Source organism: Rhizobium sp. WSM4643, from assembly GCF_025152745.1.
Taxonomy (GTDB): domain Bacteria; phylum Pseudomonadota; class Alphaproteobacteria; order Rhizobiales; family Rhizobiaceae; genus Rhizobium; species Rhizobium leguminosarum_I.
This window is the reverse complement of record NZ_CP104040.1, coordinates 4,089,315-4,102,981: the sequence shown is the minus strand read 5'-3', so window position 1 is coordinate 4,102,981 and position 13,667 is coordinate 4,089,315. Positions and strand designations below refer to the sequence as shown.

The 13,667-nt window shown below is 57.4% G+C and carries 10 protein-coding genes; 6 read left to right on the top strand and 4 right to left on the bottom strand.

All coding sequences use genetic code 11. The features are described from left to right. Positions 1 to 212: 212 nt before the first annotated feature. Entirely contained in the window at positions 213 to 1,334 is a 1,122-nt protein-coding gene (gene dinB, locus N1937_RS20280) for a DNA polymerase IV (protein WP_260056848.1), read from the bottom strand. 388 nt (positions 1,335 to 1,722) lie between these two features. On the opposite strand from dinB, the gene N1937_RS20275 reads away from it, so the two are divergent. The 3 genes from N1937_RS20275 to N1937_RS20265 are packed head-to-tail and all read left to right on the top strand — an operon-like array spanning position 1,723 to position 7,176. After that, positions 1,723 to 2,478: an ImuA family protein gene (locus N1937_RS20275; RefSeq protein ID WP_260056847.1), complete on the top strand. Its 756-nt coding sequence runs from the start codon at positions 1,723 to 1,725 to the stop codon at positions 2,476 to 2,478. Next, entirely contained in the window at positions 2,399 to 3,913 is a 1,515-nt protein-coding gene (locus N1937_RS20270) for a DNA polymerase Y family protein (RefSeq protein ID WP_260056846.1), read from the top strand. The genes N1937_RS20275 and N1937_RS20270 overlap by 80 nt, the downstream gene beginning before the upstream one ends. Then, on the top strand, positions 3,913 to 7,176 hold the full coding sequence (locus tag N1937_RS20265) for an error-prone DNA polymerase (RefSeq protein WP_260058987.1): 3,264 nt from the start codon (positions 3,913 to 3,915) through the stop codon (positions 7,174 to 7,176). Before N1937_RS20270 ends, N1937_RS20265 begins: the two co-directional genes overlap by 1 nt. Before the next feature lie 54 nt (positions 7,177 to 7,230). On the opposite strand, the gene N1937_RS20260 is transcribed toward N1937_RS20265, so the two are convergent. Beyond that, entirely contained in the window at positions 7,231 to 7,518 is a 288-nt protein-coding gene (locus N1937_RS20260) for a hypothetical protein (RefSeq protein ID WP_260056845.1), read from the bottom strand. Between the two features lie 17 nt (positions 7,519 to 7,535). Beyond that, positions 7,536 to 7,793 (bottom strand): CrpP-related protein, encoded by a 258-nt coding sequence (locus N1937_RS20255; protein ID WP_018481310.1) that lies wholly within the window; start codon positions 7,791 to 7,793, stop codon positions 7,536 to 7,538. 223 nt (positions 7,794 to 8,016) lie between these two features. Between N1937_RS20255 and N1937_RS20250 the strand changes: the two genes are divergently transcribed. Continuing rightward, the gene (locus N1937_RS20250) at positions 8,017 to 9,060 is read left to right on the top strand and encodes a hypothetical protein (RefSeq protein WP_260056844.1); all 1,044 of its coding nucleotides are present in this window, start codon (positions 8,017 to 8,019) and stop codon (positions 9,058 to 9,060) included. A gap of 1,400 nt (positions 9,061 to 10,460) precedes the next feature. On the opposite strand, the gene N1937_RS20245 is transcribed toward N1937_RS20250, so the two are convergent. Continuing rightward, positions 10,461 to 10,733 (bottom strand): hypothetical protein, encoded by a 273-nt coding sequence (locus N1937_RS20245; protein WP_018481306.1) that lies wholly within the window; start codon positions 10,731 to 10,733, stop codon positions 10,461 to 10,463. Positions 10,734 to 10,957: 224 nt separating this feature from the next. On the opposite strand from N1937_RS20245, the gene N1937_RS20240 reads away from it, so the two are divergent. Together N1937_RS20240 and N1937_RS20235 are read left to right on the top strand one after the other, a co-directional pair. Next, positions 10,958 to 11,731 carry an SOS response-associated peptidase family protein gene (locus tag N1937_RS20240; RefSeq protein ID WP_260056843.1) on the top strand — a complete coding sequence of 258 codons (774 nt, stop codon included), beginning with the start codon at positions 10,958 to 10,960 and terminating at the stop codon, positions 11,729 to 11,731. Between the two features lie 399 nt (positions 11,732 to 12,130). Next, positions 12,131 to 13,291 (top strand): hypothetical protein, encoded by a 1,161-nt coding sequence (locus N1937_RS20235; RefSeq protein ID WP_260056842.1) that lies wholly within the window; start codon positions 12,131 to 12,133, stop codon positions 13,289 to 13,291. Positions 13,292 to 13,667 lie beyond the last annotated feature (376 nt).

Below are 13,667 nucleotides of genomic sequence, written 5' to 3'. Positions count from 1 at the left end.
TGCTATTGACGGCGCTGTTTAGTCACCTGCAATCAGCCTTAGGAACTCCTTTTCTCTGGCGGCTCCCAGCACGACCTTTAAAGTCTCGGTCTGTAGGAGCATCGAAAAGCATTATCGCAGTGATCGAAGTCGGTTGTGGATAGCGACGCTGCACTGAGCGATGACCAACGTCTACTCCGCGTGCGGTGAGCGTGGCGGTGTTTGCTCCTGTACTATCTGAACAGCAGCAGCTGCGGTCGCTCATTTGCGGCCGCCTTGGATTCCAACGACGATAGCGTCACGCCGAGAAGCCTGACGCCTCGGCTGACAGGAAAGATCGCCTGCAGAAGCAAGTTCACCGCATTCTCCAGGTCACTGAGTGATTCAAATGGCAGGGCCACGGTTTTGCTGCGCGTGACCTGAGAGAAGTTGGCGTACTTCACCTTCAGCGTTATCGTTTTGGCGCTAATTTCATTGGCATCGCAATAGGTCCATACCTTCTCGATCAACGGTTGGATGCCTTCCCGGGCCGGATCGAACGAATGGATGTCGACCATAAACGTGTCTTCTGCGCCAACGGATTTCCTCACGCGATCTGGCTTGACCTGCCGGTCGTCGAGGCCGCGTGCGATGCCATAGAAATAAGGCCCAGACTTGCCGAAGTGTTCGATCAGGAAGTCGAGGCTGCGGGCTTTGAGGTCAGCTCCGGTCTCGATGCCAAGTCGATGCATCTTCTCCGCCGTTGCTGGACCGACGCCATGGAATTTCTTGACGGGAAGGCCCTCCACGAACGCCGGGCCGTTCTTCGGAGTGATCACCGCCTGTCCATTTGGCTTGTTGAGATCGCTCGCCATTTTCGCCAGGAACTTATTATATGAAATTCCGGCAGACGCGTTCAGCCCGGTCGCTGCCTTGATCTTGGCGCGTATCTCCTGCGCGATCTCAGTCGCGATTTTCATTCCCTTCAGATTGTCGGTGACATCGAGATATGCTTCGTCGAGCGATAGTGGTTCGATCATCGGCGTGTATTCGGCGAATATCTCCCGAATTTGCTGCGAGACCGCCTTGTAGACATCGAAACGGGGCCTGACGAAGATTAGGTCGGGACATTTGCGCTTGGCAGTCACTGATGGCATTGCGGAATGGACGCCAAACTTGCGGGCCTCGTAACTTGCGGCAGCAACGACGCCACGCGCGTCTGACCCGCCGACAGCGACTGGCTTGCCGCGAAGATCGGGGTTATCACGTTGCTCGACGGAAGCGTAGTAGGCATCCATGTCGACATGAATGACCTTGCGCTGTTTTTGCACGGCGATGGGGGTTAGATCGCATATCACCGCATCAGGTTGCGACATCGCACTCAATATCCTTGGTCATCGGCCGGTGAGCTGAGCATTTCCTGCTCATTATTCAAGCTCGGCAATCCGGTCGAACAGGTGCGATATCCGCCTTGAATGTCCAGCTGCCTTGCATTCGATAGTAATTGCGAGTCTCCGTAGACATGGAGTGCGGGCTGTTCCTCATAGGTATATTTTCTCATCGATGACATTTTTCGAGCCTATGGACGGCTCCTTGTTACGCGATTGAATCCATTCGCAGTTCGGCTTCAGTGGCATGTGGACAGGTTGCAGTTCGTGGAGCACTCACCTTTATATGCACATTGACTCACATTTCGATAAGGAACAAAAGAGGAACATACTCGCTTTCGAGTGGGATGAAAACTGGTTTTGAAGAAGGCTTCGAATGGCGCAGAACGGCGCGAACCCGATCATTTCCGACCTTCGAGATCGCATACAGCACCTTGAAGGGGCCGTGGCTCGCCCTAAAACGGTCCTCCCATTCGGAGTTGCCGACATCGACGCGCAGCTTCCGGGTGGCGGGCTAGCTTACGGCGCGTTGCACGAATTCGCCGGAGGCGGATCAGGGGCGGTTGATGGAGCCGCAGCCGCGCTCTTTGTGGCCGGTGTCGCGGCCCGAACCAAAGGCAAGGTCGTTTGGTGCCTGGCACGCCCCGACCTCTTCGCTCCGGCGCTGGCCCAAGTCGGCCTCCACCCGGATCGCGTCATCTACGTTGAGGCGATCCGCGAAGAACTTGTTCTCGAAGCCTTCGAGGAAGCGCTGCGGTTCGGTGGGCTCGCAGCCGTCGTTGCCGAGCTGGTGCGCTTGCCAATGGTCGCATCTCGCCGTCTGCAGCTTGCTGCCGAAAGCTCGGGCACCATCGGCTTGGTGATCCGACGATGGCGGCGGCAGACCGAGGCCGGAGACTTTGGCCATCCAACAGCGGCGGCAACACGATGGCGAATATCCGTCCTGCCATCTGACCCGCTTCCAGTGCCCGGTATCGGCCGGGCCCGATGGCTGGCAGAACTGATCAGGGTCAAGGCAGGCGAGAGTGCGGATTTTGAAATAGGTGCATGCGATGCCCAGGGTCGTATCAGTCTTTTTTCCGACGCTGGCAACGGATCGGATCAGACGCGCCGATCTGTCAATTCCGGCTGAAGCGCCGCTTGTCATTGTCGCCCGGAGTGGCTCGAAACGCTGGCTGTCTGCCGTCGATCAGAACGCAGCAAAGGTCGGCCTGTACATTGGCATGGCAGCCGCAAAAGCACAGGCATTGGTCCAGGGTCTCCACATGGTCGACGCCGACCCCGTCGCCGATCTTGCAGCACTGGAACGCCTGACGCTTTGGGCGCTGTCGCAATATTCGCCGGTTGTGGCAACCGATCCTCCTGATGGCATCGTCATGGACACGGAAGGGGCCGATCACCTGCAAGGCGGCGAAGAGCTGATGCTGTCCGGTCTCGTGAACCGGTTTCGTGCACGCGGGCTGGCAGCTCGTGCTGTCATTGCCGATACCTGGGGAGCTGCATTCGGGTTGGCGCGATCCATGACGGCGGAAATCAAGGTCATTCCAACAGGGAAGACGGCCGACGCTGTTGTACGACTTCCCCTCTCGGCATTGCGGTTGAGTGCCGAGACGATTGTCGGCCTACGCACGCTCGGCTTCAAAACCGTCGGCGAGCTGGCGGCGACACCTCGTGCGCCGATTGCCCTGCGCTTCGGCCCAGAGATCGGCCGTCGTCTCGACCAGATGTTTGGCAGGATCGCCGAGCCCATCGATCCCATCCGCTGTCCCGAGATCATCGAAGTCCATCGTGCCTTCGCTGAACCGATTGGCGCTGCGGAGACTATTGGAAAATATATCTCGCGGCTTGTGCCAGCACTCTGCCTCGAACTGCAGGCCAAGGGGCTAGGTGTCCGGCGCACCGACCTTATTGTCCATCGTGTCGACAACACGATACAGGCGCTCAGAGCGGGGACAGCAAAGCCGGTGCGAGATGTCGCCTGGCTGACGAAGCTCCTGCACGACCGAATTGAGAAGATCGATCCCGGCTTTGGCATCGAGAAACTCAGTCTTGCGGCAACTATGGTGGAGCCGCTGAACGACAGACAGATCGTTTCCAGTCTCGTGGAGGCCACTGAAATCGATGTCACCTCCCTGATCGATGTACTGGGCAACCGGGGAACGCACCGCATTTATCGGCAAGCCCCAGTCTCCAGTGATGTGCCGGAGCGCTCAGTACAGCGCATCTCGCCGGTCGCCGATGAAGACGGGCGGACATGGCCGCTGACCTGGCCCCGGCCGGTGCGCCTGATGGATCGCCCGGAGCCGATTGAGGTAATCGCTCTCCTGCCCGACCATCCCCCTGTGTCCTTCGTCTGGCGCGGCAAACGCAGGCGCGTCAAACGTGCCGATGGTCCTGAGAGGATATTCGGAGAATGGTGGCAGCGAACATCCGAGTGGACGGCCGTCCGCGACTATTTCACGGTCGAGGACGAGACCGGCGAACGTTATTGGATTTATCGATCAGGTGACGGCGTTGACGCGGACACGGGATCGCATCGGTGGTTCCTACACGGGGTCTTTGCCTGATGCGCTACGCCGAACTTCAGGTCACCACGCATTTCTCGTTCCTCAGGGGCGCAAGCTCGGCTGAGGAATTGTTCGCGACCGCAAAGCTCATGGGCATCGAAGCTCTTGGCGTCGTCGACCGCAACAGCCTGGCCGGTATCGTCCGGGCACTGGAGGCATCGCGTGCCACAGGCCTGCGGCTGGTTGTCGGCTGTCGCCTTGATCTGCAGGACGGCATGTCGATCCTGGTCTACCCGACGGATCGTTCGGGCTATTCGCGTTTGACGCGGCTGCTGACCCTCGGCAAGTCGCGCGGCGGCAAGGCGAAATGCATTCTGAACCTTGAAGACGTTGCACTCTACGCCGAGGGCTTGCTCGGCATGCTTGTTCCCGATCTGCCGGATGAGACCTGCGCTATCCAACTCCGAAAGATGTCCGAAGTTTTCGGAGACCGGGCCTATGTTTCACTATGCCTGCGCCGTCGACCGAACGACCAGGTTCGCCTGCACGAGATTTCGAACATGGCGGTTCGGCATAAGGTCAAGACCGTCGTCACCAATGACGTGCTGTTCCATGAGCCGTCCCGCCGCCAGCTCCAGGACGTCGTCACCTGCATTCGCACGAAGACCACTATCGATGACGTCGGCTTCGAACGGCAGCGCCACGCGGATCGGTTTCTGAAGCCGCCGGAGGAGATGGAGCGTCTGTTTCCGCGATATCCGGAGGCGCTGGCCAGGACCAAGGAGATCGTCGAACGCTGTACGTTCTCCATGGAAGAGCTGACCTACCAGTATCCGGAAGAAGCCCTGATCCCCGGCATGACAGCCCAGCAGTCGTTGGAGCATTACACCTGGGAAGGCGTGAAGGTGCGCTACCCTGATGGTTTGCCCACCCATGTCGAAAAGACCATCCGGCATGAATTGGCGCTGATCGAAACGATGCGATACGCCCCCTATTTTTTGACAGTTTTTTCCATCGTCCGGTTCGCGCTGTCCCAAGGCATTCTGTGTCAGGGACGGGGATCAGCGGCCAACTCGGCTGTCTGTTTCGTGCTCGGCGTCACCTCCATCGATCCTGAAACCAACGATCTTCTGTTCGAGCGTTTCGTCAGCCAGGAACGCGATGAACCGCCGGACATCGATGTCGATTTCGAGCACGAGCGCCGCGAGGAGGTCATACAATGGATTTACAACACCTATGGACACCATAAGGCTGCGCTCTGCGCGACGGTCACGCGATATCGGACGAAGGGCGCGATACGGGATGTCGGCAAGGCGCTGGGCCTGCCCGAGGACCTGATCAAGGCTCTGTCCTCCGGCGTCTGGGCATGGTCGGAAGCCGTCGGCGAAAAGCAGGTCCGAGAACTCAATCTCAATCCTGATGATCGGCGGCTCGCCTTGACGCTTCAACTGGCGCAACAGCTGATGGGAGCCCCACGCCATCTCGGCCAGCACCCGGGCGGCTTCGTGCTCACCCATGACCGGCTCGACGACCTGGTTCCAATCGAACCGGCCTCTATGGTGGATCGCCAGGTCATCGAGTGGGACAAGGACGATGTCGAGGCGCTGAAGTTCATGAAAGTGGACGTCCTTGCTCTCGGTATGCTGACCTGTATGGCCAAGAGCTTTGCTTTCCTCGCCCAGGAGAAGGACATCGCTCTCGATCTCGCGACGATCCCGCAGGAGGAGCCCAAGACCTATGCGATGATCCGCAAGGCAGACACGCTCGGCACCTTTCAGATCGAGAGCCGGGCGCAGATGTCAATGTTGCCGCGTCTAAAGCCTCGAACCTTCTATGATTTGGTGATCCAAGTCGCCATTGTTCGCCCCGGTCCGATCCAGGGCGACATGGTACATCCCTATCTCCGTCGCCGGGAGGGTAAGGAGAAGGTCGAATACCCAACACCCGAACTGGAAGCGGTGCTTCACAAAACGCTTGGGGTGCCGCTTTTTCAGGAATCGGCAATGAAGGTGGCCATGGTTTGTGCCGGTTTCACTGGCGGTGAGGCGGACCAACTCCGAAAATCGATGGCGACGTTCAAGTTCACCGGAGGGGTGAGCCGCTTCAAGGACAAGCTTGTCTCCGGCATGGTACGAAACGGATACTCGCCGGAGTTCGCGGAGAAGACCTTCAGCCAGCTCGAAGGCTTCGGCAGCTACGGCTTTCCGGAGAGCCACGCAGCATCGTTCGCCCTGATCGCCTATGCGTCGAGCTACATCAAATGCCATTTCCCTGATGTTTTCTGCGCAGCGCTCCTAAACTCGCAGCCGATGGGCTTCTATGCTCCAGCCCAAATCGTGCGCGATGCCAGGGAGCACGACGTCGAGGTTCGCCCGGTATGCATCAACCGCTCAAGATGGGATTGCACGCTGGAACCAGTCGAGGACACCGACCGACATGCAGTGCGGCTTGGAATGCGGATGGTGCGCGGCCTCGCCACAGCGGACGTTGCCCGGATCGTTGCTGCGCGTGCCGATCAGCCCTTCGACAGCGTCGACGACATGTGGCGGCGCTCGGGCGTTCCGGCTGCATCGCTGGTAGAGCTGGCAGAAGCGGACGCCTTTCTGCCCTCGCTCGGGCTGGAGCGCCGCGATGCGCTCTGGGCGATCAAAGCATTGCGAGACGAGCCTTTGCCGCTGTTTGCGGCGGCCGCCGAGCGGGAGGCGAGAACGATTGCAGAGCAGCAGGAACCCCAAGTCGAACTTCGACAGATGACACAAGGTCATAACGTGGTCCTCGATTATGGGCATACCGGCCTGACATTGCGCGAACACCCTGTCAGCTTTCTGCGTCGAGAACTCGCGGAACGCCGGATCGTCACCTGCACGGAGGCGATGTCTGCTCGCGACGGCCGCTGGCTGATGGCGGCTGGGCTGGTTCTCGTGCGCCAACGGCCCGGCTCCGCAAAGGGCGTGATCTTCATGACCGTCGAAGACGAGACAGGCGTTGCCAACGTCGTCATCTGGCCCAAGCTGTTCGAGCGGTCGCGGCGCGTTGCGCTGGGAGCCTCAATGCTGGCAATCAATGGGCGCATTCAGCGGGAAGGCGGTGTCGTTCATCTGGTTGCCCAGCAGCTGTTCGATCTCTCGGGAAGCCTGGCAGGCCTTGCAGATCGCGATCTGGAATTTCGGCTGCCGACCGGGAGAGGAGATGAGTTCGCTCATGGCACGCCCGGTAGGCCGGATTCGCGCGAGCCGTTAGGTCAGGGAATGAAATCGCGGGATATTTTCGTGCCGGACCTTCACGTTGATCAGCTCAAGGTGAAGAGCCGAAACTTCCATTAGGAGAGGGATGCGCAAACAAGGTTCTGACTGCGGCCACTGATTGCGGACCGCACCTCAATCTCGGCCATCGAGAAAAGTGCGCTGAATTGCTGCCCATTCATCTGGATAGGGCTCGTGATCTTGCGGACATTCCGCCTCGTACTCGCCCCAGCCTTGAAGCTTCCAATACTTGGTCATGGCGTCGAAATGGCTATGTCCCCTCAGCTCGGCGACCTTTACCGCTTCTGGTTTAAGGAGAGCCCTGAAATCATTGCCCATGGGGCCAGCAAGACAAAGACCAGGAAGCGTCTGACCATCAGGTTCGGGATCGAGCCAGACTTCGTGGATGAGTTCATTTTTCATTGGAACGCGCTATGACATTACGCATCGAGTGGACGTCGGTTGGCAAACGAGATCAGTTCCTTGAAGTGAGTAACAATCCTATCCTCGCGACTCGCGTCCTCCGCCTCCCAACCGAACTTCCAAGCGTCGTGACGCGCAAGCCAATCCCCGAGAGCACCGGCATCACCAGTGGGCATCCTATCGGCCGCTAGGTATGGGTTCTCGTGGGCCTTCAGCCCGAGCACCCGCGCTCTTGAACCTGCTTCCTGTATATCGATCAGCTCTTCAATTGTCATGCGCGATCCCCCACGATGTCTGCGACGGTAGCATCGGAGTTCGCGCATGCAAGCGAATGCTAAATTATGGGTTAATTTGGGACAGTTGTGAGTGGAGAGCGCCTCTGGTCAGCGATGCAAATGGCCATTAAAAATTGAGGAAGGAGTTTTACGCCGGGTTCAGGTTGAACAGATAGCTATCTGGCGACACCGCAAGTGGTGGCGACTGGGGAGACTGCCGTTCATGGATCATTTCGGATCGCTCGCCACGTTGGCGGCAACTCCATACCTCATTGGCTTCCTCGCCTTGTGTTTCTGGTGGCGTTGGTGGTTGCTCGTACCCGCTGGGCTCGTGGCGGCAGTTCTGGCCAAAGTCGAATTCGCCAGTGTCAATGCCTCGGACGGGGCTGGCGCAGCATTCGGGATCATCCTCGTGATCTTCGCGATGATCGGGGCCGCCAGCGGTTTCGTCGCAAGCGGAGTCGTATTAATCGGCCGCACGACACGATTGAATGCGCTGCGGGCCGTATACGTGCTTCCTGTCGTCTTCATTTTAGGCTTCGGAAGTTTTTTCGCGGTCACCTGGACCCAGCAGAAAACCAGAGAAGCTCGATATGCACCGCCATCTGCGGCATGCCTCGACAACCTGCATCCTGCCCGGATCGCGGATGTCGACATCGCGCTTCCGGTTGCGCCCGGCCTCCTGCTGTACGGCGACGGCATGTATGGCGACCATTATCTTCTTTGGAACAATCCTGATGCTAGGGCCTTCTGCGGGAAGGCAGATGGAGGGACCGCGACGTTGAAGTCAGTAGTCTTTATGCTGGATGGCATCCCGGCGCGGAGAGAGATGGAAACCAAACGACCGTTCTGTTCGCGCCCGCACCCTGAATATCCCTGGGCGGAGATGGCCTGTCACCTGATCCCGACCGACGTTATTCCCGGCAAGCCTGTGAAAATGACCGTTTCCGTCAAGGCTCCGGGCTTTGATCCTTCGGTGCGCGAACGTGAGGCTATGTTGAAGACCCAGGCCATTGTGGCGTCCGACGGCCTCAGAACCTATCGCTCGCAAAACGACTCTTATCTGCAGCGGCCGGATGGATATTTCGCCCAATGCCACGACCATCGTTCGAAGAGCCAACCTTGGCTCTCCTGCACGGCAACAGAGGAACTATCAGACAAGCTCGCCATCTCGTACGATTTCAGAAGCACCGCCGAGCTTTTCATAACGCAGTCGGCGGCTGTCGCGGCCAATGCCCGAGCGATCTTCAATTCTCTCAAACCATGAAAGTTCGTTAGATCGTGCTCTCCTCAAAATTCCACTCGTTGAGCCGTCTAGTCCTGCGCGTTGTTCTCTGGGCGATCCTCATGGTATGCGCCGCCATAATCCTCTTGCCCATGTTGCTGATGGCGACCAGGGCTCCGGCCCTAGTGCTGCCGAGCAATGAGACGACAGAGCAAATCTACAATCTGCCATGCAGCAAGGGATACTCCGGTGGAACACTTGCTGAGCGGGAGTTGATATGGCGGCGGCGTTCGCTCATTGAACTGAGCCATCCAGTTCGGGTCGTGCTTGCCTCGCAACCTTATGATATTCCGTGGGGCTACTATGCTAGTCGCCCGAACCCGACAAGCTTCAACTGCCCTCCACGGAAACAGGCCAGTCTCCAATATTGGATACCCAGCCTCGATATGCCTGAAGCAGAGATCATCTATAACGGAGCGACAAACCGACCAAAGGAGCGTGCCAGGCCTAACCCGGGACCCGACGAGTCGGTCGTGGAAGCTTTTTGGATCGTTGGGTACGATGATGATCGTTCACATGGGCGAAGATCGATTGAATGGCTGAAGGGGGCAAGACAGCTCGATGGTCGTTCCCCGGGGAGCGTCGAGGAGCACGGGCTTTGGCATACCGTGGTTCCGATAGGCAGCTTGCAGATGACCTATTGGTATAAATTCGGTCCCGGGGAGGATGTCGTGATCGAATGTTATGCCCCATTCCATAGATGTGAGGGAAATGTCGACTTGAAGGATTTGCGAATGTACGCGCGGCTGAGCTTCGATAAGGATGCCATTCCTCAGCACCAAGTCATTGTCGAGGGACTTCGCACCCTTCTATCCCGGTGGCGGACGTCGAGCTGATCAGGGAAAGGACGGAGTGATATTCGATAGCTTTACCGGGATTGATCCTGTTGAAGAGGCCGTCGGAATGTTGCGGTAAAGCGCTCCATAACAGAGGTTCGATGCCCACACTTGATCGAGAAATAAGACTTCGACTTAGCGTGCAACGCGCGTTGCTTGGGGCAGTCTCATCAGCCGTAGCCGCTGTTACGTGCGGCTGGAATGGCAACGAGATTGTCCTCGAATTCTTGGTTGACCCGGACTTCAACGATGAAGATCGAGAGCGTATGGAAGTCGTCGCATCTGAGGTCGTCGCGGACTTCGGCGATGAAACGATAAGGACGGTCTTTACGTCACTTCCTTCAGATGGGCCGAAGGCTCCTGTCGCCAAGAGATGGTGGGCTTACAAGCGGTTTCCGCCAAACGCCTAAGTTGAGCAAAAACTGGAGTGGCCCTCACGGGTGGCGATGATAGGGACTCTCGGCCGACAGTTTGACGCCCTGTCCGAAAGGAATGGCTGCTATCAGTGAGAAGGGCGTGCGATCAATGTGCGATCCAGGGCGCATACTAGGCATTCTTACATGGAGAATGCGCTAGCCATTCAAAACTGGTGATCGCTTCACTCTCGGCTAAGTCAGCGCTTCCGAATAGTCCGAAATTGCCATATATGGGTTTCCACCCTTCTGCGACGATCTCCCCTTCGAACACGTCTTGATACCATTCTTCCGGTCGAAGGACGTACACGGCATCAGATCGCTGGACGATCCAAACACGCTTTAGGCCGTCGTTGGCCTCAAGAACCTTGACGGTCTCTTCTGCATTGGTGAGATCGGTTCGCATTCTTCTTTTGTGCTCCAATAACGGCATCACGTCTACCAACTGCCACCATGAGGGGCAACGTCGCCGTTATTAGACAAAAACGCTCGAAGGTGACGGTGTCCATCGGACTTCTTGGCCGGGGCCTTAAGCATCGCAGCCCACCAATATCGTGTGCTGGGTAATATTTGACGTCCTGATCGGAACGATTAGGCTATCAACCAAGCGAAATGGAGGTAGTCGCGATCATGTGCAATCTTTACCGCATGGAGGATAAGGACTGGGTCAGCAAATGGGCATTGGACGCCGAGAGCCTGATTAACTTGATGCCCGCCTACCAGATGAATCCGGATCAAGCTGGACCAATCGTTCGCAATACGGCGGACGGCCGGAAGCAGCTTGTGCATGCGCGGTGGGGCCTTCCTTCGCCATTTTTCGTGATCAAGCAGGCGGCCGAGGCTCGGGCAGAGAAGTTGCGGCAGAAGGGCAAGCCCGTCGACATGGACATGCTCATCCGGATGGAGCCGGACAAGGGCGTCACCAACGTCCGGAACCTCAATGTTGCCCACTGGAAGAAATGGTTCGGTGTGCAGAGCCGTTGCATCGTGCCGGTAACCAGCTTTGCCGAACCCGACCCCGCCAGCAAACAGGACGGTGGAAGCACGCCGAATGCGTGGTTCGCTCGCGACGAAAACAAGCCGCTTATGTTCTTCGCGGGCGTGCACGTTCCGCAGTGGCAGAGCGTTCGGAAGGTCAAAGACGGCTTGACCACAGATGATCTCTACGGATTTTTGACGACCGATCCCAACGACATCGTCAAACCGATTCACCCAAAGGCAATGCCGGTCCTCTTGCTGACGCAGGAAGAGGTGGATGTATGGATGCGTGCACCCTGGGAGGAGGCGAAGGCGCTCGCCCGGCCGCTTCCGAACGACCAGATCGTGGTGACGTCACGGGAACGCTATGGTTCGACCATCGTGACCTCGTCCGGGGAGCCGGTGTCCCAGCCGATTCTCCTCTAGGCAATGGGCATCACAATCGCGCCGTCTTTTCCGGGGCGCGGTCATTCTTTAGCAACGATCCTCGACCACTTGCCCCGCAGGCCAGACCCATTTCGTAAATCGGCATTTACCAGGGTTTAAACCGGGAGCAGCCCCATGTGGCACTATTCGGGTCCACGCCGACGGACTAACCTTGCGCGGTACGAGAACGCGCAAGATCGTGCGAGCGCACGGCGATGCGGCGCATACCCTGGGTGCTAGGACGCAATTGCCACTGGATGATGCGTGCAATCGCGCTATCATGGATTCAGTTGGTCGCGTGGAGCCTAATGCGAACAGCTTGAATACGCAGTAGTTGTGCCGTTAACGTTCAGTTCGCATCGTCTGATGGGTTCTCGCCTGAGGCAAAGGACCGTATGAATGACCAGCATTACAGTTATCAATACTGCTGCGCTGTTGCCCGGAGACATCATCCTCTCGACGGGAGAGAACAAGACAAGTTGGCTGATCCGGGCAGCCACTCTTGGATCGTTTAGTCATGCTGCCCTGCACGTTGGCAATGGCATCGCAGTCGAAGCAAATGATCCTGGTGTGATACCGGTCTTTCTTCCGGCGGTCAGCTATGAGACAAATGTGAAGCTTCGCGTTCTTCGCGCGACGGGCCTATCTCAGAAGCAGCGGGACGAACTCGCAGATTTTGTTTGGTCGCTGTTGTTCCGTCCATATTCCACGAAAGGCGCAGTGGGAACGATATTGCCCTTCCTGCGCGACCAGACGGATGCTGGCTACTTCTGCTCACAACTTGCCGCCGCCGCTTACGAGTCCATAGGATCACCAGTCTCAGAGCTTCCCCCATGGGAATGCAAGCCGAGTGATCTCGCGAACTCCTCTGTTTTGGCAGATATTGGTGAGGCAGTTCAGACGGTAGAGAGGGCAACCCATTCAGCGGTGGCAACCCTGATGGGGGCATCCTATGAAGAATACCTCCAGAAGGGGAACTACTACGAGAGAATCATACTCGGCACATGTGTCCAGCGATTGCCGTCGCAGTTTGCTACGCCCTTCAATTTGTACGACCTCGCCCGCCAGTTATTCGACGGGACGGTGGACAAAGAGACAAGCGAGAGCTGGGACATCGCTGTCGCAGGACTCATAAAAAAGCTGGTGACCGATCACCCATTAGCGCCGTGCCCAGGAATCGGTGTTGCCACATCTTTAGCCGATGCCGACAGCTGGCTCGTGCCAGTATTTTCACCCGAGTGGAACATCCTGATGGAGGACCCGTCCGGCAAAGTTTATTACGAACAGTTTATGACGGACCTTTTTACGGCTCGGAACTGGGAGGCAAACCGCTGGCTAAACGACCATGAGCGGTTGATGGCCGAGGCGAAAAAGTTGGGATCAAAAACCTTTGAAGCACTCGCCATGTGGATTGCCCTTGCAGCTACCATCAGGTTTCAACATGCGGCGCTGCTCCGGAACTCACGAGAATCCGGCTTCTTATCTCCGGAATCAAAAGAGAAATTCAGCTCCAATCTGAAGACAATGCAAGACCGTCATTTCTCCAACACTGACAGTTGACGCTCATGAGTTTTTTGGCTCCCCGATCAATGGGGCGGTTGCTACACAACCCACACGATCCATCTTCAGAAGTGAGCGACCTGTGGTCCATAACCGGAAGTTTTAAAGTTCTTCGTCGGTTATCGTTCCGCTATCCCATCGATTTCGGATTGATGGATCAATGCGCAAGGGAAGGTCGAAAGTATGTGCTGGCGTATAAACTTTAGACTATTTGCACAACCTTTTAGACCGTCAACTATTGCCACGAAGGGCGAACAGCGGCACAGATAACCCCATCCTCTCACAAGGGGATAAGGACCGCAGAGGGGAAGGAAGGGCTTTGGATGCCGTTTCCTTCTCTCTCTCCGCTTCGCCAGTTGCGGTTCTTTCACGGATA

What these genes read in the sequence shown, in the direction of transcription:
- dinB (WP_260056848.1), bottom strand. Translation starts at nt 1,334, where the DNA reads ATGTCGCAACCTGATGCGGTGATATGCGATCTAACCCCCATCGCCGTG.
- N1937_RS20275 (WP_260056847.1), top strand. Translation starts at nt 1,723, where the DNA reads ATGGCGCAGAACGGCGCGAACCCGATCATTTCCGACCTTCGAGATCGC.
- N1937_RS20270 (WP_260056846.1), top strand. Translation starts at nt 2,399, where the DNA reads ATGCCCAGGGTCGTATCAGTCTTTTTTCCGACGCTGGCAACGGATCGG.
- N1937_RS20265 (WP_260058987.1), top strand. Translation starts at nt 3,913, where the DNA reads ATGCGCTACGCCGAACTTCAGGTCACCACGCATTTCTCGTTCCTCAGG.
- N1937_RS20260 (WP_260056845.1), bottom strand. Translation starts at nt 7,518, where the DNA reads ATGAAAAATGAACTCATCCACGAAGTCTGGCTCGATCCCGAACCTGAT.
- N1937_RS20255 (WP_018481310.1), bottom strand. Translation starts at nt 7,793, where the DNA reads ATGACAATTGAAGAGCTGATCGATATACAGGAAGCAGGTTCAAGAGCG.
- N1937_RS20250 (WP_260056844.1), top strand. Translation starts at nt 8,017, where the DNA reads ATGGATCATTTCGGATCGCTCGCCACGTTGGCGGCAACTCCATACCTC.
- N1937_RS20245 (WP_018481306.1), bottom strand. Translation starts at nt 10,733, where the DNA reads ATGCGAACCGATCTCACCAATGCAGAAGAGACCGTCAAGGTTCTTGAG.
- N1937_RS20240 (WP_260056843.1), top strand. Translation starts at nt 10,958, where the DNA reads ATGTGCAATCTTTACCGCATGGAGGATAAGGACTGGGTCAGCAAATGG.
- N1937_RS20235 (WP_260056842.1), top strand. Translation starts at nt 12,131, where the DNA reads ATGACCAGCATTACAGTTATCAATACTGCTGCGCTGTTGCCCGGAGAC.